This window comes from Sphaerisporangium sp. NPDC049457, from assembly GCF_055586705.1.
In genome coordinates this window covers 139,741-164,860 of sequence record NZ_JBVJHR010000006.1, presented here as the reverse complement: position 1 = coordinate 164,860, position 25,120 = coordinate 139,741, and the positions used below count along the sequence as shown (strand labels likewise).

Here is a 25,120-nt window from a genome sequence, read left to right as displayed (position 1 = left end):
ATCCTGACGTCGCGTCCGGGCCGCGTTCTGACGTGCTGTCGGGGCCACGTCCTCACGTTGTGTCTGTGCCGGGTCCTCGCTGGGACGAGTCGTCGGGGCTGTGGTCTTGACCGTCACCGCCGGCGGCCGCCCCGCGACGGACGTTCGCGTCGCGCCCGCCTCGGACGCCCCTGGGTCGCGGCTGCGCCGGCGGCTTCGCCTGCTCGCGGGCTGCCTGCTGCTCGGGGCCATCGCCTTCAACACCTCGCCCGGTCAGCTGATCGCCGAGACCAAGCTGGACATGGCCGTGAACCCGGTCGGGTTCCTCGAACGGGCCGGCCACCTGTGGGACGACGCGTTCTTCGGTCACCTGCAGAACCAGGCGTACGGCTACCTGTTCCCGATGGGACCGTTCTACGCCGTCTTCCGCTGGCTGGACATGCCCGCGTGGAACATCCAGCGGCTCTGGATGACGCTGGTGCTGTGCGCGGCGTTCCTCGGCGTCGAACGGCTCGCGCGCGCCCTTCGCGTCGGCTCCCCGGACACCCGCCTGCTCGCCGGCCTGGCGTACGCGCTGGCGCCGCACGCGCTGGCCCTGGTCGGGGTCAACTCCTCGGAGTTCCAGCCGAGCGCGGTGCTGCCGTGGATCCTGCTGCCGCTGGTGCGAGGCGCGGAGGGGAGCCTTCGCCCGCGCCGGGCCGCCGCCATGTCGGCCGTCGCGTTCCTGTTCGCCGGCGGCATCAACGCCGCCGCCGAGCTGGCCGTCCTGGTCGTGCCCTTCCTGTACCTGCTCACCCGGGAACGCGGCCCGCGCAGGCGGCGGCTGCTCGCCTGGTGGCCGGCATGCGTGGCCGCCGTGTCGATGTGGTGGCTGGTCCCCCTGGTCGTCCTGGGCCGCTACATCTTCTCGTTCCTGCCGTTCATCGAGACCGCGAGCGCGACCACCGGCGTCACGTCCCTGCTCAACACGCTGCGCGGCACCTCAAGCTGGATCTCCTTCCTGCCGGTGGACGGCAGGCCGTGGCTGCCCGCCGCCTACGAGCAGGCCACCGCTCCCTGGCTGATCGCGGTCACCGCCGCCGTCGCCGCCCTGGGCCTGGCCGGGCTGGTCCGCCGCTCCACACCCGAGCGGACGTTCCTGACCCTCTCCGTGCTCGCCGGGCTGGTGATCGTCACCGCCGGGCACGCGGACGCGCTGGCGTTCCCCTGGACCGAGCAGGTGCGGAACCTGCTCGACGGCCCGCTCGCGCCGTTCCGCAACCTGCACAAGTTCGACGCGCTGCTGCGCCTGCCGCTCGCCCTGGGCCTCGCGGCGCTGCCCGCCCGGCTCCCCGGCCCGGCGCGCCCCGGGCCGGCGCAGCGTCCGGGGTCTGCGCGTCCCCGGCCGGCGCGCCCGCGCGAGGCCGTCGCGGGCGGTGGCCTGGCACGGCTCGCCGTCGTGCCGACGGCCGCGTTCGCGCTGGCCGGCCTCGCCGTGCTGCCCGTCGCCACGGCCGGGATCACGCCGCCCGGGTCGTTCGCCGACCTGCCGTCCTACTGGCGCGACGCCGCCACCTGGCTGAACCACAACACCGGCCACGGCATGGTGCTCGCCGTCCCCGGCTCCAAGCGCGGCGAGTACCTGTGGGGCCGCCCGCTGGACGAGCCCATGCAGTCGCTGCTGACGGTGCGCTGGGCCACGCACTCCAACGTCCCCTGGGGATCGGCCGGGCTCGCCCGCCTGCTGCAGGCCGTCGACGAGCGCTTCTCCAACGGCGAGGGCTCGCCGGGCCTCACCGCGGCCCTGCGCCGCATCGGGGTGAAATACCTACTGGTCCGCAACGACCTGGCCCGCGACACCATCGGCTCGGCCTGGCCGGCCCGCGTTCACCAGACCATCGGAGACTCCACCGGCCTGGCGCGGGTCGCGCAGTTCGGCCCTCTGGTCGGCCAGATCTCCAGCACCACGGCCGCCAACTGGTTCGACCAGGCCTACCCGGCGCTGGAGGTCTACGCGGTCCCCGACCCGGCGCCCATCGCCGGCGTGGTCCCCGCCGGCGCGACGCTGCGGATGACCGGCGCACCCGAGGGCGTGCTGTCCATGGCCGAGCAGGGCGTGCTGACCGACGACGCCGCTGTGCTGGTCGGCGACGAGCCCGGCGCCGCCGCCGTGCCGGCCGGTAAGACCGTGGTCACCGACACTCTGCGCCGGCGCCGCATGGTGTTCGGCGACGTCCGCAGGAGCGCCGGGCCGACCCTCACCGAGGGCGCCCGGCAGGACGCCACCACCGACCTGCTCGACCCCGCCTGGACCTCCGCCACCTCCTCCGCCCGCTACCTGGGCGTGGACGACGTGCGGGCCTCCTCCTCCGACGCCGACATCACCGCGGCCGCCGGTGAGCGCGACCCCGGACGCCTGCCTTACGCGGCCTTCGACGGCGACGCGCGCACCGGCTGGCGCTCGGACGGCTGGAACGGCGCCCTCGGCGAGTGGCTGGAGGCGCGCTTCGTCGAACCGGTGCCGATCAAGGACATCACCGTCGCCTTCGAACAGGGCCCGATCGGCCCGCCGGTCGCCGAGATCGAGCTGTCCACCGCGGCCGGCACGCGGCGGGCCGCCGTCCGGCAGACCACCGATCCGCAGCTGTTCAGCCCGCCTCAGGGGCCGACCACCTGGCTGCGCATCCGCGTCACCAAGCTGGCCTACCAGCCCGCCGACCCGTTCGGCGGGCGGGTCGGGATCACCGAGGTCGCCGTCCCCGGGGTCACGCCCGCCAGGCCGATCGCCGTGCCGGGGCCGCCGGGCCGCGCCGGAGCGGGCACCGTGCTGCTCACCTCACAGGGCACCGCCCCGGCCTGCATGCGCGGCTCGTCGGCCTGGACCTGCTCGCGCCGCCTGGAGATCCTCGGCGAGGACGGCTACGGCTTCCAGCGGCTGTTCGCGGTGGACAAGGAGCAGACCCGCAGGGTCGGCGGCACCGCCGTGCTCACCGACCCCAGATCGGCCACGCTGCTCACCACGCTGCCCGAGGTCTACCCGCACGTGACGGCGTCCTCGACCGTCACCGACCATCCCGCCGTGCTCGGCAGGGCGGCCATGGACGGCGATCCGCGGACCGTCTGGTACGCCCAGCCGTTCGACCGGCGTCCCACCCTGTCGATCGACCTCGGCAAGCCCAGGAGGTTCTCGCAGATCAAGGTGCTGTTCCCCGACTCCTACCTGGGCAAGCCGCCGGTGAAGGTGACCCTCAGGGCGGGGACGCGCACCGTCCAGGCGTGGGTGGGCGGCGACGGGCGGGTGGCGTTCCCCCCGCTCACCACCCGGCGGCTGGAGGTGCGGTTCACCGCTCCCGCCTCCCGCGCCATCGAGGTCACCGAGCTGACCATTCCCGGTGTCAAGCCGCTCGGCCAGTTCGGGGGGTTCGCCCTGCGGCTGCCGTGCGGCTACGGCCCGACCCTGGAGGTCGACGGCACCACCGTCCCGACCCGCATCGTCGGCGGGACGCTCAACGACGTGCTCGACGGCCGCCCGCTGACCTACGCCGGCTGCGCGCCGGTACGGCTCATCCCCGGGATGACCTACGTCGCCGCCTCCTCCCGCGACGCCTTCCGCGTCCGCTCGGTCGTCCTGCGCGGCGAGGCGGACCCGGACGGCGGGGCGGACGCGGACGGCGGGGCCACGCGCGTCACGCCCGCCCGCATCGAGGCGTGGGGGCCTGAGGAGCGGCGGCTCGCGGTGTCGGCGGCCGAGCGTTCCTACCTGACCGTCAACGAGAACTACAACGCCGGCTGGCACGCCTACCTCGACGGCGCCCGCCTGACGCCGGCGCGCCTGGACGGCTGGCGGCAGGCGTGGATCCTGCCGGCCGGCGCGGGCACCGTCGTGCTGCGGTACGAACCGGACGCCACCTACCGGTGGTCGCTGGTGGGCGGCCTGGCCCTGGTCGCGATCGTCCTCGTGCTGGCGTGGGTGCGCGGCAGGAGGGCCGACCGCTCGCCGCCGGCGGGCCCCGGCCGGGTCGGCGCGCGCTGGATCCTGGCCGCGGCGCCGCTGGTGGGCCTGTGGACCGGCGGCCTGCCGGGCGCCGCGCTGTTGGGCGCGCTGACCGTGGTCGGGCTGTGGCTGCCGCGCGTGCTGGCCGCCCAGCACGCCGGAGGCGGCAGGGCGCGGCGGGCCGCCCGCGCCGCGCTGTCCGCCTGGCTGCCCGCCGCGGCCCTCGCCGCGGCGGGGCTGAGCGCGGCGGCGGGGACCGTCCTCGGCGTCGAGCCGCTGATCGGCGTGGTGCCCGAGCTGTGCTGCCTGGTGGTGGTCGCGCGACTGCTGGTCGCCGTCCCGGCCCCCGAGCGCCTGCGCGGCCCGGCCGCGCTGCCGCACCGCCCCGAACGCAGGACGGTGGAGGTGCCCGCATGACGCGACCGGCGCGGGTGCCGGGTGGCGCCGCCGGCCCTGGCACCGGCAACGCGGCCGGTGGAGGTGGCGGGGCGACGCGCGCCCAGTTCGTCAGGACCGTTTGCTATGTCCTGGTCGCGTTCATGGTCACCATGGCGGTGCTGTTCCGCTCCTACGTCTACCCCAACGGCCTGAAGCTCCCCCTGGAGCAGCGCAGGGTGTACCACCTGAGCAGCGAGGCGGCCACCTACCTCGACACCGCGACGTTCCAGTCGCGCACCGGCGTGCCGGTGACCGGCACCGTCTCCCTCTACGGCGACCCGGCGGCCGGTGACGACCGCACCGCGGTGTGGGTGGAGTTCTCCTCGCTGGAGACCGCCTACGGCCAGCGGATCGACTACCACGAGCGCAGGACCGCCTTCGACCGCCGCACCGGCATGACGGTCGCCTGCTGCGGCGAGTACATCGACGACGACACCGCGGTCCGCCAGACCGGACTGGCGTTCCGGCTGCCGTACGGGGCCGAGCCGCGCGGGTACCCGATGTTCGACCCGGTGCTCAAGCGCGAGGTCGGGCTGCGGTACGAGGGCGAGGAGACCGTCGAGGGCCTTCCGGTCCGCCGCTACTCCTACACCGTCGGCCCGGCCAAGGTGGAGGACCTGCCGGACGAGGTGCCCGGCGAGGTGCTCGGACTGCCGGGCAGGCGGCCGGTCGGCGTGGCCAGGTACGTCCGGATCACCAGGACGCTGTGGGTGGAGCCGGAGAGCGGCCTGCCGGTCCGCGTGCGCGAGCGGCGCACCGACACGCTGCGCACCCCCGACCAGGTGGACCGCGTGGTGAGCTTCCAGGCCGACCTGGTCACCGACGCGGGGGACGTGCAGGCCCTGGCGGCCGAGGCCGAGGGGTTCCGCCGCTGGGCCTTCGTGATCAGGGACGTCATGCCCGTCGCCTTCCTCGTCCTGGCGCTGGCGGCGGTCGCGGTGGCGCTGCGCGCCGGCCGCCGTCCTCGCCGGACGCGGGCGTCAGCGGCGGCGCAGGACCAGCAGCAGGTTCCAGGTCACGATCTCGCGGACGCCGGGTAGCCGCACCACGCCTTTGGCCCACTCCGGGTGGTAGCGGGGCCGGGCGGCGAGCACCTCGGCGTCCGCGCGCGTCCGCGCCCAGCGCAGGGCGTCCGCCACCGAGACCGGGTAGAGGCTCTCGCCGTACACGTTCTTCGGGCGGCGCCCGTGACGCAGGGTGTAGCGGCGGGCCGCGCGGTCCCCGCCGAGGTAGTGCCACGGGGAGGTCTCGTGGCCGCCCCACGGGGACAGCCAGTTGGTGAACGACAGGTACACCACCCCGCCCGGCCGGGTGACCCGCACCATCTCCGACGCCATGCGCCACGGGTCGGGGACGTGCTCCAGCACGTTGGAGGAGAAGCAGACGTCCACCGAGGCGTCGCGCAACGGGATGTCCAGGGCGCTGCCGAGGATCGCCCCCTCGGGGACGGCGCCGTCGCGGGCCATCATCTCGCCGGCGTCGCAGTCCACGCACAGCGTCCGCGCGCCGTGCGCCCGCAGCACCTCGGTGAAGTACCCCGGCCCGCCGCCGACGTCGGCGACGAGCGCGCCGGACAGGTCGGCGTAGCCGGCGAGCTGCGCCGCGGTGTCCCGGGCGAGCATGCCGTAGAAGAAGTCCGGGTCGGTCTGCTCCTCGCGGAAGGCGGCGAACAGCCGGACCGACCGGCCGAGCGTGGCGCGGAAGGGCGCGTTCGGGGTCTCCACGTCTGCCTTCCCCCTCACGGGTGTGGTCGAGTGCCCGGGAGCATAACACCGCGTTGCGCCTGATTTGTGAGGCTCATAGGGTGTCCGTTACTCGGCGGTAGCCACCGGGACGTGATCGGAGGGACCGTTGCCCCAGACCATCGCGGTCGAGCAGCCGGATCAGCCGACCGTGCGCGTCGCCTACCCGCGGTGGATGGCCCGGCTGGCCGACCCGGTGCTGCTGCTCGGCGCCCTGCTCATCACCGTCTCGCTCGCCCTGCGCGTGCCCGTCCTGCGCAGCGCGTACTTCGTCGAGGACGACCTGCTGTTCGTCGGCGACGCCTACGAGCACGAGCTGACGTTCGACTTCCTGTTCCGCATCCACAAGGGCCACCTGATGCCCGGCGCGCTCGCGCTCACGTGGGTGGAGTCGCGCGTCGCCGCCTACGACTGGACGGTGGTCGCCTCGGTGACGTTCGTCCTGCAGGCGCTGATCTCGGTGCTGCTGTTCCGGCTGCTGTGGAAGATGTTCGGCCCGCGCGCGGGCATCCTGCTGCCGCTCGCGGCCTACCTGTTCTGCCCGCTGACCATTCCCGCCTTCAGCTGGTGGTCGGCCGCCATCAACGCGGTGCCGCTCCAGCTCGCGATCGTGCCGGCCCTGTCGGCGCAACTGCGCCACGCGCGAGGCGAGGGCGCGCGGCACGGGTGGACGGCCCTGTTCTGGGTCGTGTTCGGCATGGCCTTCAGCACCAAGGGCGTGTTCCTGCCCCTGCTGCTGTTCGCGTTCACCAGCGCCTTCGCACACGGCATCCGCGGCGGATGGTTCGGCTCCATGGGGCGGGAGCTGCGCGGGCACTGGCGGCTGTGGACGGCGTACGTGCTGCTCATGGGCGGCTACACGGCGCTGTACCTGTCGCGGCGGTACACCGCGCCGGGCGAGGGTGCGGCGCTGCCCAAGGCCGACGTGGCCACCGACCTGGCCGGCACGCTGCTCGGCCGCACGCTGCCCTCGGGGCTGGCCGGCGGCCCGCTGTCGTGGGGCCCGGTGCCCTCCACCGGCGGCATGGCCGACCCTTCGACGCTGCTCGTGGCCGCCTCCTGGGCGGTGCTGGCCGCGCTCGTGGCGGCGACCCTGCTCTACCGTCGCCGCGCGGCGCGCGCGTGGCTGATCGTCGCGGCGTACGCGGTGGTCGTCGACGCGATCCCGACGGTCATCGCCCGCGGGTCCGCGTTCGGCCTGGTGGGCGCCGAGACCCGTTACGTCGCCGACGCGGTCATGGTCTTCGCGGTGTGCCTCGGCGTCGCGCTGCTCCCGTTGCGCGGCGAGCCGGACCCCTACCGCCGGCCCGTCCCGGCGGGCGGCGCCGTCCCGGTCGTCGCCGGGCTGACCGCCGGGGCGTTCCTGGTCATGTCAGTGGTGTCGGTCGAGAACTACCGCCAGACCCTGTCGGGCGACCGCGTCCGCGCCTACCTCGGCAACGTGCGCGCCGCGCTGGCCAAGGTCCCGGCCGGCACGGTGATCTTCTCCCGGCCGGTGCCGGAGTCCATCGTGCTGTCCTGGAACGGCAACCGCCGGCTCAGCCACCGCCTGCTGGCCCCGCTCGCGCCGCCCGCGATCCGCGCGAAGATGCGGGTGCCCGAGCCGTCGGAGCGCGCGATGGTGTTCGACGACGGCGGCAGGCTGGTGCCGGTGAGCGTCGCCCCCGCGTTCGCGCAGCTCCCTCCGGCCGGGAAGCAGTGCCTGCCGACCCTCGACGGGGCCGTCTACTGGCCGGAGCCGGTCGCCTTCGGCGGCCCCGACCAGGTGGCCGGACTGGCCTACTCGGCGAAGCGGGCCACGTCGGTGTCCGTCGAGGTCAGCGGGCGCGGCGAGCAGCTCAACCTGCGGGTCACCGAGATGGGGCTGCTGCACTTCCCGGTGGGCACGCCCGGCAAGGGCCTGCTGCTGCGGGTGGACGACCCTTCGGCGGGGGTCTGCCTCAAGGGGTTCGCCTTCGGAGCCGCGGTCCCGGTGAACGCGCCTCCGCCCCCGGCTTCGCAGGACGTGACGCCGCCGCCCGCGCCCACGGCCGCCCCGTCCCCGCCGGCCGTCACGCGGGCTCCCGAGCCGGCTCCGACGCCGTCGCGGGAACCGTCCGGGGTGAGTTCTCCGAAGCCGTCCGGGTCGCCGTCCCCGAAGGTCCAGAAGTCGCCGAAGACTCCGAAGTCCCAGGGGTCTGCGGGGGCGCAGGCGCGGCAGCCGTCCGCGACGCCGTCGCCGAAGGGCGCAGGAACCGGATGAGGCCGCGGGCCGGTTCCTCGACGTACCGGTAGGTGAGGGTCGCCAGCCCGATCGTCAGCGCGCCGACCACGACCAGGTTGACCGGGAAGTTCCCCGAGAACGGCCGCTGCTCGGTGAGGTCGTACCACAGGTAGAGGGCGACGAACTGCCACAGGAACACCCCGTAGGAGATGCGCCCGAAGAACCGCATGACCGGGTTGCCGAGCAGCCGCCCGACCGGGGCGTCCCCACGCGTGAGCGTCGCGCACGGCGCGACCAGGCAGGCGGCGATCACGCTGTACAGCGCCAGCTCGAACATGCCGCTCCACACCCCGTCGACCCCCGAGAAGCGGGGCCCGGTCACCGGAGAGGCCGCGACCGCGTAGGCGAGGGCGGCGACCAGCCACAGCGTGCCCGGCGAGGCGTTGACGGCGCGGACGAAACGGGCGGCCGGGCCGTCCTGCTCGCGCCGGGCCCACACCGACACCACGGCCAGGGCCATGCCGGGAGCGAAGAAGGTCCAGGCGCGCGGCAGCCAGGCGTTCATGTAGGGCCGGTAGGCGGGGTAGTAGCTCAGCACCGTCCACAGGTACGAGATCGCCGACAGCGCGGCGAGGCCGATCAGCAGCCGCCGCGCCCGGGTCGCGACGTCGTCGCCGCCCCGGCGCGCGAACCACGCGAGCAGCGCCGCCAGCAGCGGCAGCACCAGGTAGAACGCCGCCTCGACGGACAGGCTCCACATCTGCGCCAGGCCCTTCGGCCCCAGGCCGAACCACCAGGGATGCAGCTCGTAGTTGTGGGCGAGGAACACCATCTGCAGCCACGTCTTGGCGTCGCCGAGGTGGTCGCGCGACCACAGCAGCATGGCCGCCGCCACGACCAGCCAGTAGGCGGGAAGGATGCGCAGCGCCCGCTTGACCAGGTACGTCCCGGTGGCGGGCCGGTCGGCGCCTTCCAGCACGGCCCTGGCGTACGGCCGGTACAGCAGCAGGCCGGACAGCGCGAAGAAGATCGGCACGGCGACGTCGCCCCGGGACAGCAGGGCGCCGAAGAAGTCGCTCTGCAGGGCGGTGGCCGACTCGATGGCCACGTGGAAGGTCAGCACCGCGAACGCGGCGACGGCCCGCATCCCGTCCAGCGCGTCAAGATGCCCGGCCGTGGACGGGAGAAGGTGCGCGGCCGCCGCCGGAGGCTCGGCGTGCGGGCGTGCGGCCGCCGCCGGAGGATCGGTATGCGGTTGCGCGACCGCCGGGGGGTCGGTGTGCGGTTGCGCGGGCGCCGCCGGAGGCTCGGCGTGCGGGTTCGCGGCCGGTGCCGCCGGCGGAGTGACGGGGGTCGGATCAGACGTCGAGGCCGTGGATGGGCCGGCGCTGGCCGGACCCTCGCCCTCGCCCTCGCCCGATCTAGAACCTGTTTCTGTCACTTTTCCGCATCCCTCGTGACGTGGGGTCACTCGCCGAACTAACATATCCCGAAATAGAACCCTGTTTCAGGACATATCGCCGTGAGAACCCCGGGCTGCGGGGCGTACCGTCGCGAGCGAGCACACCCCACCCGCCGGGCGCCACCGCCGTCCAGCGGGCACCCCAGGAGGAGCGATGGCGTGACCACCGGACACGCCGGCGTGCGCTCCCCGGAGGATCTCGCCCAGCACCTGACCACCGGCGCGCGCCTGCGGGGATTCGCCCGCGCGTGCCGTCCCCGCCAGTGGCTGAAGAACGTTCTGGTCTTCGCCGCCCCCGCCGCCGCCGGAGTGCTGACCACCCCGGCCGGCCTTCGCGACACGCTCATCGCCTTCGCCGCGTTCTGCCTGGCCGCGAGCGGCACGTACCTGCTCAACGACGCCGCCGACGCCGAGGCCGACCGGCGCCACCCGCGCAAGCGGCTGCGCCCGATCGCCGCGGGCGTCGTCCCGGTGGCCCTCGCGCGCGTCGCAGGTGTGCTGTTCATCGCCGCCGCCCCCGCCCTCGCCGCCCTGGCCGGCGGCTGGCGGCTGCCCGCCGCAGTGGCCGGGTACGTCGTCCTCACGCTCGCCTACACCTACTGGCTCAAGCACGAGGCGGTCGTGGACCTGGTCGCCGTCGCGGGATGCTTCCTGATCAGGGCCCTCGCCGGCGCCCTCGCCGTGGACGTGCCCGTGACGAGCTGGTTCCTGGTCGTGGTCTCGCTCGGCTCGCTCCAGGTGGTGGTGGGCAAGCGCGAGGCCGAGATGCGCAACCAGGGGACGAACGGCACCCGCGCCACCCTGGTGACCTACACCCCGAGCTACCTCGCCCACGTCCGCTCGATGGCCTCCGGCGCGATGATCGTCACCTACTGCCTGTGGGCCCTGCAGATCCACGCCGACACCCTGTACGGCGTGAGCATCGTCCCGTTCGTCCTGATCATCCTGCGGCACAACCTGCTGGTGGACCGGGGCGTCGGCGAGGAGCCCGAGGAACTGGCGCTGCACGACCGCCCGCTCCAGCTCTACACCGCCCTGCTGATCATCCTGCTCGTCGTCGGAATCTACGTGAAATGACCGCTATACCCCGACCGCGACACAGCGCGCCGAGAATGTTCGTGGACGCCGCACCAGGGAACTCCGGCATATGACCTTCCTGACCGGATGGGCGCGGACCGCGCCCACGCCCGCGACGCTCGTCCGGCCTCGTACGGTCGAGGACCTGGCTCGCATGGTGGCCGAGGCGCCGCCGCGCGGGCTCATCGCGCGCGGGCTCGGCCGGGCCTACGGCGACGCGGCGCAGAACGCGGGCGGCGTGGTCGTGGACGTGACCGCGATGGAGGACCGCTGGTCGCTCGACCCCGCCACGGGCGTGGTCACCGTCTCGGCCGGAATGAGCCTGCACGACCTCATGCGCGCTCTCATCCCCCTCGGGTGGTTCGTCCCCGTCACCCCCGGCACCCGGTACGTCACCGTGGGCGGCGCCGTCGCGGCCGACGTACACGGCAAGAACCACCACGTGGACTCCTCCTTCGGCGCCCACCTCCGCTCGCTCACCCTGGTCACGGCCGGCGGAGCCGTCCACGAACTGACCCCGGCCGACGAGCTGTTCTGGGCCACCGTCGGGGGCATGGGACTGACCGGCCTCATCGCCGAGGCGAGCTTCGCGTGCGTGCCGATCGAGACCTCGCGCGTCCGCGTCGACGTCGAGCGGACCCGCGACCTGGACGACACGCTCGAAATCATGACCGCCACCGACGACGGGTACCGCTACACGGTCGCGTGGATCGACCTGCTCGCGCGCGGCCCCCGCATGGGCCGCAGCGTGCTGACCCGCGGGGACCACGCGCGCAGGGACGAGATCCCCGCCGGGGCCGACCCGCTGGCCTTCGCCCCGGCCTCAAGGCTGACCGCCCCGCCGTGGGCGCCGAACGGCCTGCTCAACCGGCTGACCGTGCGCGCCTTCAACGAGGCCTGGTACGCCAAGTCGCGCGAGCGGCGCGTCGTCCAGCACCTCGCCCCCTTCTTCCACCCCCTGGACTCCGTCGACGGCTGGAACCGCGTCTACGGCTCGCGGGGATTCGTCCAGTACCAGTTCGCCGTTCCGTTCGGCGCGGAGGCGACGCTGCGGCGCATCGTGTCGCGGCTGTCCGGCGGGGGAGTGGTGTCCTTCCTCACCGTGCTCAAGCGCTTCGGGGCCGGGACGCCGGGGATGCTGTCCTTCCCACTGCCCGGCTGGACGCTGGCCCTGGACATCCCGGCGGGACAGCCGGGCCTGGCCGGGTTGCTGCGGCGGTTCGACGAATGGGTCGCCGAGGCGGGCGGGCGCGTCTACCTGGCCAAGGACTCCCGCATGCGCGCCGAACTGCTGCCCGCCATGTACCCGCGCCTGGACGAATGGCGCAAGATACGCGAGAAGGCCGACCCCGCCGGGATCTTCCGCTCCGACCTGGCGCGAAGGCTTGACCTGTGAAGTCCGCGAACAAGGAGACCGCCCTGTGAGGAACGCCCTCGGCTCGGTCGACTCGGTGCTGGTGCTCGGCGGCCGCAGCGAGATCGGCCTGGCCATCGCCGACCGCCTCGTCCGCGACGGCGCCCGCCGCGTCGTCCTGGCCGTCCGCCCCGCGGCGCACCCGGAGGAAACCGAACCCGCCGAGGAGGCGGCGGCCGAACGGCTCCGCAAACTCGGTGCCGAGGTCACCGTCCTCGCGTTCGACGCGACCCGTCCCGAGACGCACGGCGCCGTGATCGACGGAGCCGTGGAGGCGGCCGGGGACCTCGACGTCATCATCGGGGCCTTCGGCGTGCTCGGTGACCAGGCCGCCTACGAGGCCGACCCGGCGTCGGCGGCCGCGTCCGTCGCCGTCAACTTCGGCGGGCACGTCTCCGCCGGCCTGTTCGCCGCCCGCCGGTTGCGCGAACAGGGCCACGGCACGCTGGTCGTGCTGTCGTCGGTGGCCGGGGTGCGGGTGCGCCGGGCCAACTTCGTCTACGGCGCCACCAAGGCGGGCCTGGACGGCTTCGCCCAGGGCCTTGGCGACGCCCTGCACGGCTCCGGCGCCCGCGTGCTGGTGGTCCGTCCCGGTTTCGTCATCGGCCGGATGACCGAGGGCATGACCCCCGCCCCCATGTCCACGACCCCCGGCGAGGTCGCCGACGCCGTCGTCAAGGGCCTGCGCGACGGCGTGGAAACCATGTGGGTCCCCGCCAAACTGCGCTTCGTCTTCACCGTCATGCGCACCCTCCCCCGCACGATCTGGCGCCGCATGCCTCGCTGACCTTCGTACACATGCTCGGCGCGTCACCGGGCGCGGCGACCGCGAGCCGCCTGAGGCGGTGAGGGGGGCGGCGCGCGGAGGCTACCTGGCTCCGCTCGAAGTCTCCTGCTCCGATCGTCGCGCTCGGCGAGACGACCAGGACTTCTCGCTGCCCTGAGATCCCTCGGTTCGGCCAGCTCGGCCAGCTCGGTCGCGTAGGCGCGCAGCAGGGCGTGGCAGGTGTACCGGCCGGGTAGGCGCTCGGTGACCAGGTGTGCCCCGGCCAGCTCCGTGAGCGTTCGACGTGCCTCCGGCGGTGAGGTGCCCAGCAGCTCCGCGGCCGTGGCCGCCCCGATGTCAGAACCGGTGTGCAGGCTCAACCGGCGGAACAGGCGTGCGGCCTCGGCGCTGAGCCCACGATAGGACGAAGAGAAGACGGCACGCAGATCGGTGCCGGGGTCTCCGCCGGCGAAGACGTCCAGAAGCTCCGCCGCCTCGCGGGGTTCGGAGGCGATCGTCGTCAGCGGGAAGGCCGGCAGGGCGGCGGCGCGGGCGGCCACGATGGACAGGGCGAGCGGCAGCCGCCCGCACAGGGCGATGATCGAGCCGACCGCCTCGGGCTCGGCCGCGACCCGCTGATCGCCGAGGCGGCGCGCCAGCAGGTCGCGCGCCTCGTCGGCGGTCAGGACGTCCAGCGTCAGCGGGTGGGCGGCCTCGGTGGTGACCAGGCCGGGCATCTGTTCACGGCTCGTCACCAGCACGACAGACCCCGCCGATCCCGGTATGAGAGGCCGGACCTGGTCCGCATTCCGCGCGTTGTCCACCACGACGAGCATCCGCTTGCCCGCGCTCAGGCTGCGGTACAAGGCGGCCTGGGCGTCGATGTCGGCCGGGATCGTTCCCGGGGCCGCGCCCAAGGCCGAGAGGAACGTGCTAAGCGCCTCACCAGGCGGCACAGGCTCTCTTTCCGGGTCGAAGCCGTGCAGGTCGACGTACAGTTGCCCGTCCGGGAACCGTTCGAGGTTGTCGTGCGCCCACCGCAGCGCCAGCCAGGTCTTCCCGACGCCTCCCATGCCCTGCATCACGAATATCACCACCGAGCCCGCGTGACCGTGTACGGCGGTGGTGAGCTCGGCGAGCTCGCCGACGCGTCCGACGAAGCCGCTGCGAGGTCCCGGTAACTGCCGGGGCGTGGGTGAGCCGGTCCGGGGGTCCGGGGGGAGTCCCGTCCCTGCGACGGCCACGGGAGCGTCGTCGCGGCCGGGCTCGGCGGTGATGGTCGGCTCGGCGGTGATGGCCGGATCGGCGGTGATGGTCGGGTCGGCGGTGATGGTCGGGTCGGCGGTGAGGATCCGCTGGTGAAGGGTCCGCAGAGCCGTACTCGGGTCGGCGCCCAACGTCTCCGCGAGCGCGTGCCGCGTGCGATGGTAGTGCTCCAGCGCGTCACCCTGGCGACCGCAGTGGTACAGCGCCAGCATCACCTGGCCCGCGAGGCGCTCGTCGAGGGGCAGCGCCTCCGCCCGGGCGGACATCTCCGGCAGTACCCGAGCGTGCTGACCGCAGCGCAGCGCGACGTCGTTGCGGTCGAGCTCCGCCGCCAGCCGCAGGCGAGCCAGGCTGTGCCGTACGGTGTCGAACCATGGGCCTTCCAGGTGCGCCAGCGCCTCCCCGCGCCACATCGCGAGCGCCTCGTCGAACAGCGCGAGCGCGTGGGCGTCCACGCCGGTCGTACGGGCCCGCGCCACCAGGAGGCCGAAGCGGTGCGCGTCCACCGCCGTCGGCTCAACGGCCAGCGCATAACCGCCCGGCTGCCGCGAGATCGCCGCGCCGCTTCCCACGGCCAAGCACCGGCGCAGCCGGGAAAGGTAGCTGTACAGGGCCTCCCGGGCGCGTTGCGGTCGGCCTGCGCCCCATACCCTGTCCACGAGTTGCTCGACGGAGACCGTTTTGTTCGCGTCGATCGCCAGAGCCACCAGCACGGCCCGTTGCCGGGAGTGGCCCACGTCGACCGGCCGGCCGTTCACCCGTACGTCGAGATCCCCCAGTAATCGGAATTCCACCGTCATCCCGTCGTCTCCCCGTCCCGTTGGCCGCTGAGGCGTCATATGCCGCTATCAGCGGATTCAAAGATCGCACAGGGTGGGCTCAAGGTCAGCCCCACATCGTGTTGATGCGGGGCCCCGGCGCTCGCGGCTCGGTCGCGGCCGGTCCGGACCAGCGACGTACAGCACGCCACGGCATTCGGAGGCACCGTGTCCTTTTCCGCGCATCCCCGGCCGTCGCTGGTCGCCGTCCTGGTGACGTTCGTCGCGTTCGCGGTGGGGATCTCCGCCGCCGGTGTGCGTCCGGTGTCCGCCGAGACGGGTCTCTCTCCCGGAGCGCCTCCGGTCCCGCCCGCTCCGGTGTCCGTCGCGGTCGAGGCGGTGCCCGTACGACCGCTCGCGCCCGACGCGGACACGGCGGCGGCGGTGCGCGAGCCGCCTGCGGTGACCTGGCCGGGCGCGGGGTCCGCCGAGGTGACCCTGGAGTCGAAGAGCACGTCCGGCGCCGGACGTGCGGAGGGGAAACGGGCCGTGACCGTGCGGGCGGGTTCCCTTCCCGTGTGGGTCGGCGGCGCGGGTGGCTCGGGCAGTGCGCGGGTGGAGGTGCTGGACCGGGCGGCATCCGCCCGCGCCGGGGTCGCCGGCGTGCTGGTGCGCCTGTCGGCCGGGGGACCGAGTGCCGGCCGGATGCGCGTCGAGATGGACTACTCGGGCTTCCGGCACGCGTATGGGGGTGACTGGGCGGCGCGCCTGGCCGTGGTCCGCCTGCCCGAGTGCGCCTTGACCGGACCGGCCGGCTGCGGAAAGCGGGAGATCATCGCCTCGCACAACAGCGCGGCCACCGGCCGGATCAGCGCGGAGGTCGGTGAAGGCGGGTTGTTCGCCGTCACAGCGGCGCCCGGAGGCGGCACTGGCAGCTTCGAGCCGACCTCGCTGTCGCCGTCGTCCTCTTGGTCGGCAGGCTCGGAATCCGGCGACTTCGGCTGGTCGTATCCGATGGAGGTGCCGCAGGTGCCCGGCAATGAGCCGGACCTGGCGTTGTCCTACTCCTCGGGCGTGGTGGACGGGCGGACGTCGGCGACCAACAACCAGCCCTCCTGGGTCGGGGAGGGGTTCACCCTTCAGCCGGGCTTCATCGAACGGTCCTACGCCTCGTGCAAGGAGGACGGTCAGGCCGGATCACGCGATCTGTGCTGGCAGTCGGACAACGCGACGCTGTCGCTTCCGGGAATGTCCGGTGAACTGGTGCGGGATGACGCCGGCGGGCAGTGGCGCGTGCGGGGCGACCATGGCTGGCGCGTCGAGCGGTTGGAGGGCGCGTCCAACGGCGACGACAACGGCGAGCACTGGAAGATCACCTCCACCGACGGAACGCAGTACTTCTTCGGGCGCTCCGCGGCGGCGAACTCCGCCTGGACGGTGCCGGTGTTCGGCGACGACGTCGTCGGCGGCAGAGCGGAGCCGTGTCACCGAGCGACCTTCGCCGCTTCCTGGTGCCAGCAGGCCTACCGCTGGAATCTGGACTACGTGCTCGACCGGCACGGTGACGCGACGGCGTACTTCTACCAGAAAGAGACGAACAACTACGCCCGGACGGGATCCACGGTGACGCCCTATGTGCGGGGCGGATATCTGGAGCGCGTCGAGTACGGCCTGCGATCCGACTCGGCGGCGGTGGCGTCGGCACGGGTGGTCCTCACGCCGGGCGACCGTTGCATCCCCGGTACGACCTGCACCCTGTCACAGCCGCAGAACTGGCCGGACACCCCGTGGGACCAGGCGTGCTCCGCCACGTCCTGCGCGATCGGCTCGCCGACGTTCTGGACGGCCAAGCGGCTGGCCAAGGTGACCACGCAGGTCCACACCGGCGGACAGTACCGTGACGTCGACTCCTGGACGCTGACGCACTCCTTCCCGAGCACCGGTGACCTCACCGATGCCTCCCTGTGGCTGGACTCGATCGTCCACGCCGGACTCGCCGGAGGAACCGCGACCCTGCCCCCGGTGACGTTCGGCGGCATCCGGATCGGAAACCGGGTCGACACGGCCACGGACAACGACCCGCCGATGAACAAGTGGCGGCTGAACTCGATCACGAACGAGACCGGCGGGCAGATCAGGGTCACCTATAACGGCCAGGTCTGTACCGCGGAGACGTTGCCGACGCCGGACATGAACCGCGAAACGTGCTTCCCCTCCTACTGGATGCGGTCCGGAGCCACCGAACCGACGCTGGACTGGTTCCACAAGCTGGTGGTCACCCAGGTGGTCGAAGCCGCCGCCCCCGCCACCACGGAGAAGATCACCCAGTACAAGTACCTCGACGCGGGTGAGGCGGCCTGGCACCACGATGACACGGAGCTGACCCCGCAGCGGTTCCGCACCTGGGGAGAGTGGCGCGGCTACCAGAAGGTGCAGGTGCGCACCGGCAACCAGGTCGGCGGCACGCCTTCACGCGTCGAGCGGATCTTCCTGCGCGGCATGGACGGCGACAAGACGTCGAGCGGCACTCGTCAGGCGGACGTCGTCGACTCTCGCGGCGACAAGGTGGCGGACCGGCCGTACTGGCGGGGCTTCACCCGGGAGAGCACCGTTCACAACGGTGACGGCCCGTGGATCGAGCGGACCATCTCAGACCCGGCCGATGTCGCCACCACCGCCACGCGACTCCTCCCCGACGGCACCCGGCTGGAAGCCCACCTGACCGAGAAGAGTGCCGAACGCCATTACACGGCCCTGGCCGACGGCATCGTGCGCACCGTGGAAGTGGCCTACGAATTCGACGACCGGACCGGCAGACTGCTCGAGACCGACGACCTCGGCGACGTCTCCACCGCCGCCGACGACACCTGCACGACCCGCGCCTACGCCGACAACACCACCGACTGGATCGTGGACGCGGAGTCGCGGGTGCGGACCGTCTCCGTACGGTGTGGCGCGGCCGTCTCGCTCCCTGATGACCTCGTCTCCGACCGGCGCTACTACTACGACGGGTCCACCACCTGGGGGGCGGCGCCCACGGCCGGCGACGTCACCGGAGCCGAGGAGGCGGCGTCCTGGGCGGACGGCTCCCTCGTCTACAGCACCGTCGGCGGTTGGAAGCGTGACAAGCACGGCCGGGTCACCGAGGCGGCCGACGCTCTCGGCGACAGGACCGGTACGGCCTACCTCCCCGAGGTGGGCGGCCCGGTCACCCAGATCGTGACCACCAACGCGCTCGGCCACGCGACCACGGCGGCCTTCGACCCGCTGACCGGCCGCTCCCTGTCCACCGTGGACGCCAACGGCCGGCGCACCGAGCAGACGTACGACCCCCTCGGGAGGCTCACCGCCGTCTGGCGTCCCGGCCGCTCCAAGGCGGCAGGCGACGGCCCGCACGCCCGCTTCACCTACCAGGTGCGCAACACCGGACAGAACACCGTCACCAGCAGTCTGCTCCGCCCAGGAGGCACCTACCGGGACGGCCACACGATCCTGGACGGGTTCCTGCGGACGAGGCAGACCCAGGTGGCCTCCCCGGCCGGCGGCCGGCTCATCTCGGACACCTTCTACGACAGCCACGGCCAGGTGGTGAAGACCAACGCGCCGTACTGGAACAGCGCGGCGCCGAGCGGCACCCTGGTCACGCCGGCGGCCGATGCCACCGTGCCGGCCCAGACCCGGTACGTCTACGACGGGGCGGAGCGCGAGACCGCGGAGATCTTCATGTCCAGGGGCGTGGAGAAGTGGCGCACCACCACCACCTACGGCGGTGACCGGACAACGGTGGATCCGCCCGACGGCGCGACCGCCACGATGACGATCTTCGACGCTGATGGGCGGACCGTCGAGCTGCGGCGATACACCGGCGATGCGCCGACCGGGACATACGACGCCACCCGCTCCACCTACACCTCCTCGGGCCACCCGGCCACGGTCACCGACCCGGCGGGCAACACCTGGCGTTACACCTACGACCTGCGCGGCCGGGTGATCCGCAGCGAGGACCCCGACCGTGGGGTGCGCACCTACGGCTACGACGACGATCACCAGGTGTCCAGCACCGACTCGCGCGGCACCACCCTGGTCACCACCTACGACGCGCTGGGCCGCAAGACGGCCACCTACCAGGGGTCGGCCACCGGGACGAAACTCGCTGAGTGGACCTACGACACGCTGCCCGGCGGCAAGGGCCTGCCGGTCGCCGCCAAGCGCTACGTGGGGCAGGACGTCTACAGCAGCGAGACGCTGGGATACCAGCCCGCCACCGGACTGCCCACCGGCGGCCGCGTCACCATTCCGTCAGTGGAAACCGGGCTGGCGGGGACCTACGACACGACCTACACCTACGACTCGTTCGGCCGGATCAGCGAGACGGCGCTGCCCGCGGCGGGAGGACTGGCCGCCGAGACGCTGACCCACGGCTACGACCAGAACTCCGACCTGCCCGCCACCCTGTCCGGGCTCACCCCGTATGTCGCCGGAACCTTCTACGACCGGTTCGGCGAGGTGTCCCAGACCACCCTCGGAGTCGAAGGCCGGCAGATCTGGCAGAGCTACCAGCGTGAGGACGGTACCCGACGGCCGGTCCAGAGCACCGTCTTCAGTGAATCCGGCGCCGACTGGCTGGTGAGCGATCGCACCTACACCTACGACCCGGCGGGCAACCTGCTCGCCACCATCGACACCCCGGACGGCGCCCCCGCCGAGACGGAATGCTTCCGCACCGACCATCTGAGCCGTCTCACCGAGGCGTGGACTCCGGCGTCCGGTGACTGCGCCGACGTGCCGGACGCCGACGCCCTGGGCGGCCCGGCCCCCTACTGGCACTCGTACAGCTATGACAAGTCCGGCAACCGGACCGGCGAGGTGCGGCACGCCGCGAGCGGTGACACGACGCGGACCTACACCTATCCCGATGCGGGCGCGGCCCAGCCGCACACGCTGCGATCGGTCTCCACGACCGGCCCGGGCGGATCCCACACCGACGGCTACACCTACGACAGCGACGGCAACACCACCGGCCGGACGGTCGACGGCAAGGCCCAGACCTTGACCTGGGACGCCGAAGGCCGGCTCGCCTCGGTCACCCAGGACGGCGCCACGACCGCGTACCTCTACGACGCCGACGGCGACCGGATCGTCCGCCGCGACCCGACCGGTACGACGATCTACCTGGGTGAGACCGAGCTGCGGCGGGACGCGGCCACCGGAGCGGTGAGCGCCACCCGCTACTACAGCCAAGGCGGCAACGCCATCGCGGTGCGCACCGGGAGCGGCGACGACAAGCTGAGCTGGCTCGTCTCCGACCATCACGGCACCGCCGAGATCGCGATCAGGGCGAGCGACCTCGCCGTCACCCGCCGCTACTCGCTCCCGTTCGGCGAGCCCCGGGGCCCGAATCCCACCACCTGGCCGGGAGAACGCGGCTTCGCCGCCGGCGCGCTCGACCCGACAGGCTTGGTCCACCTGGGCATCCGCGAATACGACCCCGCTACCGGCCGCTTCATCAGCAGCGGACCGGTGATCGATTTCGAAACGCCGGAAACCTCGAACCCCTACGCCTACGCCGGAAGTGACCCGACCGACAAGGCTGACCTCACCGGTTCATGCTCCCGGAGCCTCGTCGAGCGTGAGCAACCCGGCGACCTGTCCTGTCGGAGTGGTGTCGAGTAGGTCCTCGAGACCGCCATGCCGGTTCGTACCTCGGCAGGACATCCTCCGCGCGGTCGAAATTCCGCCCACCCTTCCGCCGGGTGGCGGGATCATTCTCTTGAGATGAGGTACAGGAAGATCGCTAGTAAGACTCTAGTCGTGAGTGCGTCCTTTGGGCGCGACACTCCGCGATCACTCGTCGGTCGGTCGGTGGGCGGCGGGGCCCCGGGGGGCGAGCCCCAGGTGGTCTGCGAGAACGGAACGGATCGGATGACCGCCACGAGCGTGGGAGTGGACGCGAGGAAGGTCGCCAGTACCAACGTGTCAGGCGGTGCCGCTCGTGCACTTATGACGAGCGCTGCGACGACGGTCATGGTGCCTGTGTATACGATCGCGCTGAAGATCCCGAAGGTCAGCGCGCGATTGGTCTGGGGCGGCGCGGGAGCCGCCTCAAGTCGCGCAGTTCCGTGATGCCTTCGTCGCCTCACCAGTTCTATCGCGATCGTGGCGGTGATGATGCAAAAGTATGCGACCGTCATGAACGTCGGCCAGACTCGAATGTCGTGTCTTATCCGCTGATAAGCGAACCCTGTAGCCAGGTTGAATGAGGCGACGACTAATGCGATCACCCAGACGGTCCTTTGGGACACCTCGCTGAGGAGGGTGACGTTGTGAAGGGTGGCGGCATCCTCCTCATCGGCGGTATGGGGACTTGCCGCGTTCGGAGTTATATGCTCTCCGAATAACCATGCGGCGCCACTGGCGACCATGACCGCGCCGACCCCGAGAAGGGCGCAACAGATCATGAACATGTCCCATGTCCGGGCGCAGTCGGTCCCTCCTGCGGTAAGGCTGAAGAGGAAGGCGTCCACGGCCAGGAGGGCGAATGCCGACCACAGGAGAGCAAGTGTTCTGATCTTCTGTGTGCCGAGACGTTGTGGACCGAGCATCGTGGCAATGCCTACGAACGCGAAGCCGGCAAGTATCCCCATAAGTTGAGAATGGGTACCAGCAGTCTCGGTTAGATCGAATGGCACGATAAGTGTGCAAACGTCCAGTTCGCTGATGGTCGCCATCGCTCTAGTATGCGGCGTAGTGGGTCGAGTTGTGGGCGATAACGGTCCATGCGAGGAATCTCCCGGGTCTAGACCGATATGCCATATGGGACAAACTACTCAAAAACGAGAAGAGCCGTTATCTGGGATCAGATTCGCTGGGAAGCCGATTGATGCATAAAGGGCGATAATGATGCGCATTGCTATAGCCTGGCTTCTGGTCGGCTGCGGGCATGGCCCTCGGGTTCGGGTCGTATTTCCCGGGGCGTCGCTCTTGAAGCTTCCAGCCGGCCCTGGCGTGGTCGACGCGGCGAACTCGGTCGAGCGGAAGCGACCGCCTGACAGAATCGCTGGTCCGCGTCCTGTGATGCGCTTGTTGACTTCACCGCGGATGGCGGCGATCATGACGTGGTCAACTGCATAAGCCAGGTCAGCGCCGTGGTGGTCGGTGGGTGCGCTGGCCGAGCCCCGTCATGTCATGGGTTCGGCCGCACCCCGTGAGCACGGGTTCTGCGTCGTCGGGTCCATGACCGGACCTGACTCGACCAGGAGAACCCATGTCCGACCACACCCCCGACGCCCGGCCGTCCGAGGCCGGCTATCAGTCTGACCCTGCCGCCGAGACTCGGATGCTCATCGACGAGTTCTTCACGGCGCTGGCCGATGCCGTTCCCGGGCGGCGCGATGATCTGATCGCGCGACTGCGCGCGAGGCACGAGCAACTGCTCACCGCCCAGCGGCACCGCGTCATCGACGAGGCCTCCCGTCACAATCTCGCGCTCAGCCTCGCCGTGCTGGCCGGCTACCGAGAGCTCGCCCCGCAGTTCAGCGACGACGAGTTGCTTGCCTTGCTGCGCAGGGCGTTCGTCGAGCCGTTGCGCGCCTTCGTTCAGCAGGCGACCGCCGCCGCGCTGGATACCGCGGCCGACCCGTTCGCCGCGATGGTGGACATCAGCCGGCAACGAGAGCGGTACGCCTTCGGCGCAGGGTTCACCTTCACCCATCCACAGGATGACGACGATCACTACGTCGCGCTGGTGGAACGCTGCTACTACCACGACGTCCTGTTCGCCAACGGCGCTGCGCAGCTCACCCCGGTGTTCTGTGCCTTCGACGCCAACTGGATCGACGTGATCGACCCGGACCGGCACGGCTTCGCGTTCGACAGGCCCACCACCATCGGCACCGGTGGCCCGAACTGCCCGTTCCGATTCCGCCGCACCGGCACCCCGGCCGAGTGATGACGGCCGCCGATTGGATCTCGCGCGACGTCGATGCCGCCGTGGTGGGCGCGGGTCTGGCGGGCTTGACCAACGGCCGGCGACCGCGACGCCACACGCGCTGAGACGTCCGCGAGCGGCACGCCCGGCTCGCATAGGGCCGGGCGTGCAGGTCATCGTGCGAACGCCGGGGGACCTGCGTATGCCCCTCATCGGGAGTCGGACAGCGGACATGCGTCAGAACGGCCCAGGGTCTCTGGCTCGGTGTTCGTGTGGCGAGGAAGCGGGACTGATCGCCACGTCGCACCAGATGGTCACGCTCTGACCGCGGTGGGTCGTGCCCCATTCCTTGGCGAGCGCGCTGATGATCTGCAGGCCGCGGCCTCCCTCGGCTTCCGGTTCGTTCCGTACTCGGGGTGTGCTGACGAGGGACCCCTCGTCGGTGACCTCGATGCGGATCGCGGCGTCCGACGACCTGATGGTCAGCGTGACGGTGCCGCCGACCTCCCCTGAACGCGAGTACCTGAGCGCATTCGTGACCAACTCGCTGACCACGAGGACCGCGTCGTCCACCGCTGGATGGTCCTCCCCGAGAAGATCCTGAGTGAACTGCCGTGCCCGCCGCACCGAGGTCCTCGTCCCAACAAGGTTCACCGTCGCCGCAAGTCCGCCTGCCACCACATGCCCCTTTCCGTCTCCGTGACCACATGATTACGCTGTGCAGCCAAGCGGTGCAACCGATTCTGCACGGTTGCATGCATCGAGTTAGTGGCCGGACCTGCTGCCTGGGTGGCTCCGCATGCGCAACACTGTGATCCGTGTTCACTGGAGGTGGTCAGATGGTGACCGTGGGGCATGGCCCAACCGTTCGGCGGCGCAGGCTGGCCGCGGAACTGCGCAAGCTCCGAGAGCGTGCCGGGCTCAACGGGGATCAGGCAGCGGACGCCCTGGGTTGGTCGCCGTCCAAGGTCAGCCGCATCGAGACCTGTCGGGTCGGTATCACGGCGAAAGACCTGGCTGAAGCTCTCGATCTGTATCAGGTGGCAGGTGCGAAGCGCGAGGCTCTCCTGGCCCTCGCCCGATCGGCGAAGCAACGAGGTTGGTGGGACACCTATGACTCGCTCCCGTCCGACTACGCGAATTACATCGAACTGGAGACCGAGGCGAGCTATCTGAAACGCTATGACCTTCTGCTCGTGCATGGTCTCTTGCAAACAGAGAGATATGCCCGGTCGGTGATACGGGCCACGTTGATGTCACTCGTATCAGCGCAGGAAATCGATCGGAGAGTCGAGGTTCGGCTCACTCGGCAGAAGGTGCTGCATGGGGCGGAGCCGCTCCAGCTATGGGTGGTCATGGATGAGGCTGCATTGCGACGGTTGGTGGGTGGTCCCGACGTCATGCGGGAACAGTGCGAACACCTGCTCATCCAGGCGGAACTACCGAATGTCACACTCCAGGTACTACCGAACAGCCTCGGCGCTCATCCTGGAGCGGTAGCCGCTTTCACCGTCTTGGAGTTCCCGGACCCGTACGCCTCCGATGTCGTATATGTCGAGACAATGAACAGTAGCTTGTACGTAGAGGGTGACGATGACGTGCATCGATATAACTTGGCTTTCGACCGGCTGCGGGCCATGGCTCTCGGGCCGGATCAATCGATGTCGCTGATCGCCCAGGTCGCGGAGGGCCTCAAGAAAGAGGTTGAGGGATGACGGAGCATGCCAACCGCCGGCATGATCTCGCATGGCGCAAGAGCAGCTTCAGCGAAGGCGGCAACGGATGCGTCGAGTTCGCCGTAGTGGGGGCCGAGGACGAGATGTGTTCCCGGGCGGATGTACGAAAGCTCTACCTGGTACGCGACTCCAAGGACCCGGCGGGGCCGGTGCTCGCTTTCCAGTCCGGTGAATGGCACGTGTTCCTCGGCGGGATCAAGGACGGCCGGCTGGGTGTCTAGTGCTGTTCGCGAAGGTTCGCCGGGTGGGGGCGCCGTACGGCGGCGCCGGCATCGCCGTACCACGACTCGCCGACCCGGCGCCGGACATATCCCGCACACACCGGGTGGAGTACGGCACCCGGTGAAGGTATGTGGTCACCGCTTGGCGCACCGCTGAG

The 25,120-nt window shown here is 71.5% G+C and carries 14 protein-coding genes; 9 read left to right on the top strand and 5 right to left on the bottom strand.

Annotation, left to right across the window (positions count from 1 at the left end):
• Nucleotides 1-106 precede the first annotated feature (106 nt).
• Nucleotides 107-4,369 (top strand): alpha-(1->3)-arabinofuranosyltransferase domain-containing protein, encoded by a 4,263-nt coding sequence (locus ACZ6QO_RS11685; protein ID WP_465849924.1) that lies wholly within the window; start codon nucleotides 107-109, stop codon nucleotides 4,367-4,369.
• The gene (pgfA, locus tag ACZ6QO_RS11680; protein WP_465849922.1) at nucleotides 4,366-5,430 is read left to right on the top strand and encodes a cell envelope lipid trafficking protein PgfA; all 1,065 of its coding nucleotides are present in this window, start codon (nucleotides 4,366-4,368) and stop codon (nucleotides 5,428-5,430) included. The genes ACZ6QO_RS11685 and pgfA overlap by 4 nt, the downstream gene beginning before the upstream one ends.
• Here the strand turns inward: pgfA and ACZ6QO_RS11675 are convergent.
• On the bottom strand, nucleotides 5,371-6,114 hold the full coding sequence (locus ACZ6QO_RS11675; RefSeq protein ID WP_465849921.1) for a class I SAM-dependent methyltransferase: 744 nt from the start codon (nucleotides 6,112-6,114) through the stop codon (nucleotides 5,371-5,373). The two genes, pgfA and ACZ6QO_RS11675, sit on opposite strands and share 60 nt — an antisense overlap.
• Nucleotides 6,115-8,183: 2,069 nt before the next feature.
• Complete coding sequence (locus ACZ6QO_RS11670; RefSeq protein WP_465850157.1) at nucleotides 8,184-9,491, bottom strand: acyltransferase family protein; 1,308 nt, start codon at nucleotides 9,489-9,491, stop codon at nucleotides 8,184-8,186.
• A 516-nt stretch (nucleotides 9,492-10,007) separates the two neighbouring features.
• On the opposite strand from ACZ6QO_RS11670, the gene ACZ6QO_RS11665 reads away from it, so the two are divergent.
• The 3 genes from ACZ6QO_RS11665 (at nucleotide 10,008) to ACZ6QO_RS11655 (ending at nucleotide 13,075) form a co-directional block, all read left to right on the top strand.
• Nucleotides 10,008-10,874, top strand: a complete 867-nt coding sequence (locus ACZ6QO_RS11665; protein WP_465850156.1) for a decaprenyl-phosphate phosphoribosyltransferase — start codon at nucleotides 10,008-10,010, stop codon at nucleotides 10,872-10,874.
• Nucleotides 10,875-10,944: 70 nt separating this feature from the next.
• Entirely contained in the window at nucleotides 10,945-12,270 is a 1,326-nt protein-coding gene (locus tag ACZ6QO_RS11660) for an FAD-binding oxidoreductase (protein ID WP_465849919.1), read from the top strand.
• A gap of 25 nt (nucleotides 12,271-12,295) precedes the next feature.
• Nucleotides 12,296-13,075, top strand: coding sequence for a decaprenylphospho-beta-D-erythro-pentofuranosid-2-ulose 2-reductase (locus ACZ6QO_RS11655; RefSeq protein WP_465849918.1), 780 nt, complete (start codon nucleotides 12,296-12,298; stop codon nucleotides 13,073-13,075).
• Between the two features lie 23 nt (nucleotides 13,076-13,098).
• On the opposite strand, the gene ACZ6QO_RS11650 is transcribed toward ACZ6QO_RS11655, so the two are convergent.
• Nucleotides 13,099-15,120: an AfsR/SARP family transcriptional regulator gene (locus ACZ6QO_RS11650; RefSeq protein WP_465849916.1), complete on the bottom strand. Its 2,022-nt coding sequence runs from the start codon at nucleotides 15,118-15,120 to the stop codon at nucleotides 13,099-13,101.
• Nucleotides 15,121-15,306: 186 nt separating this feature from the next.
• Here ACZ6QO_RS11650 and ACZ6QO_RS11645 point away from each other — a divergent pair, with 186 nt between their 5' ends.
• Nucleotides 15,307-20,751, top strand: coding sequence for an RHS repeat-associated core domain-containing protein (locus ACZ6QO_RS11645; RefSeq protein WP_465849914.1), 5,445 nt, complete (start codon nucleotides 15,307-15,309; stop codon nucleotides 20,749-20,751).
• An 89-nt stretch (nucleotides 20,752-20,840) separates the two neighbouring features.
• On the opposite strand, the gene ACZ6QO_RS11640 is transcribed toward ACZ6QO_RS11645, so the two are convergent.
• Complete coding sequence (locus tag ACZ6QO_RS11640; protein ID WP_465849913.1) at nucleotides 20,841-21,806, bottom strand: hypothetical protein; 966 nt, start codon at nucleotides 21,804-21,806, stop codon at nucleotides 20,841-20,843.
• Nucleotides 21,807-22,342: 536 nt separating this feature from the next.
• Between ACZ6QO_RS11640 and ACZ6QO_RS11635 the strand changes: the two genes are divergently transcribed.
• On the top strand, nucleotides 22,343-23,026 hold the full coding sequence (locus ACZ6QO_RS11635; protein WP_465849911.1) for an L-2-amino-thiazoline-4-carboxylic acid hydrolase: 684 nt from the start codon (nucleotides 22,343-22,345) through the stop codon (nucleotides 23,024-23,026).
• Nucleotides 23,027-23,242: 216 nt separating this feature from the next.
• Here ACZ6QO_RS11635 and ACZ6QO_RS11630 read toward each other — a convergent pair whose 3' ends face one another.
• Nucleotides 23,243-23,632: an ATP-binding protein gene (locus tag ACZ6QO_RS11630; RefSeq protein ID WP_465850154.1), complete on the bottom strand. Its 390-nt coding sequence runs from the start codon at nucleotides 23,630-23,632 to the stop codon at nucleotides 23,243-23,245.
• 212 nt (nucleotides 23,633-23,844) lie between these two features.
• On the opposite strand from ACZ6QO_RS11630, the gene ACZ6QO_RS11625 reads away from it, so the two are divergent.
• Together ACZ6QO_RS11625 and ACZ6QO_RS11620 are read left to right on the top strand one after the other, a co-directional pair.
• On the top strand, nucleotides 23,845-24,720 hold the full coding sequence (locus tag ACZ6QO_RS11625; protein ID WP_465849909.1) for a helix-turn-helix domain-containing protein: 876 nt from the start codon (nucleotides 23,845-23,847) through the stop codon (nucleotides 24,718-24,720).
• Nucleotides 24,717-24,962 carry a DUF397 domain-containing protein gene (locus tag ACZ6QO_RS11620; RefSeq protein WP_465849908.1) on the top strand — a complete coding sequence of 82 codons (246 nt, stop codon included), beginning with the start codon at nucleotides 24,717-24,719 and terminating at the stop codon, nucleotides 24,960-24,962. Before ACZ6QO_RS11625 ends, ACZ6QO_RS11620 begins: the two co-directional genes overlap by 4 nt.
• The last annotated feature ends 158 nt before the right edge of the window (nucleotides 24,963-25,120 follow it).

What these genes read in the sequence shown, in the direction of transcription:
- pgfA (WP_465849922.1), top strand. Translation starts at nt 4,366, where the DNA reads ATGACGCGACCGGCGCGGGTGCCGGGTGGCGCCGCCGGCCCTGGCACC.
- ACZ6QO_RS11660 (WP_465849919.1), top strand. Translation starts at nt 10,945, where the DNA reads ATGACCTTCCTGACCGGATGGGCGCGGACCGCGCCCACGCCCGCGACG.
- ACZ6QO_RS11650 (WP_465849916.1), bottom strand. Translation starts at nt 15,120, where the DNA reads ATGACGGTGGAATTCCGATTACTGGGGGATCTCGACGTACGGGTGAAC.
- ACZ6QO_RS11640 (WP_465849913.1), bottom strand. Translation starts at nt 21,806, where the DNA reads ATGGCGACCATCAGCGAACTGGACGTTTGCACACTTATCGTGCCATTC.
- ACZ6QO_RS11635 (WP_465849911.1), top strand. Translation starts at nt 22,343, where the DNA reads ATGTCCGACCACACCCCCGACGCCCGGCCGTCCGAGGCCGGCTATCAG.
- ACZ6QO_RS11625 (WP_465849909.1), top strand. Translation starts at nt 23,845, where the DNA reads ATGGTGACCGTGGGGCATGGCCCAACCGTTCGGCGGCGCAGGCTGGCC.
- ACZ6QO_RS11620 (WP_465849908.1), top strand. Translation starts at nt 24,717, where the DNA reads ATGACGGAGCATGCCAACCGCCGGCATGATCTCGCATGGCGCAAGAGC.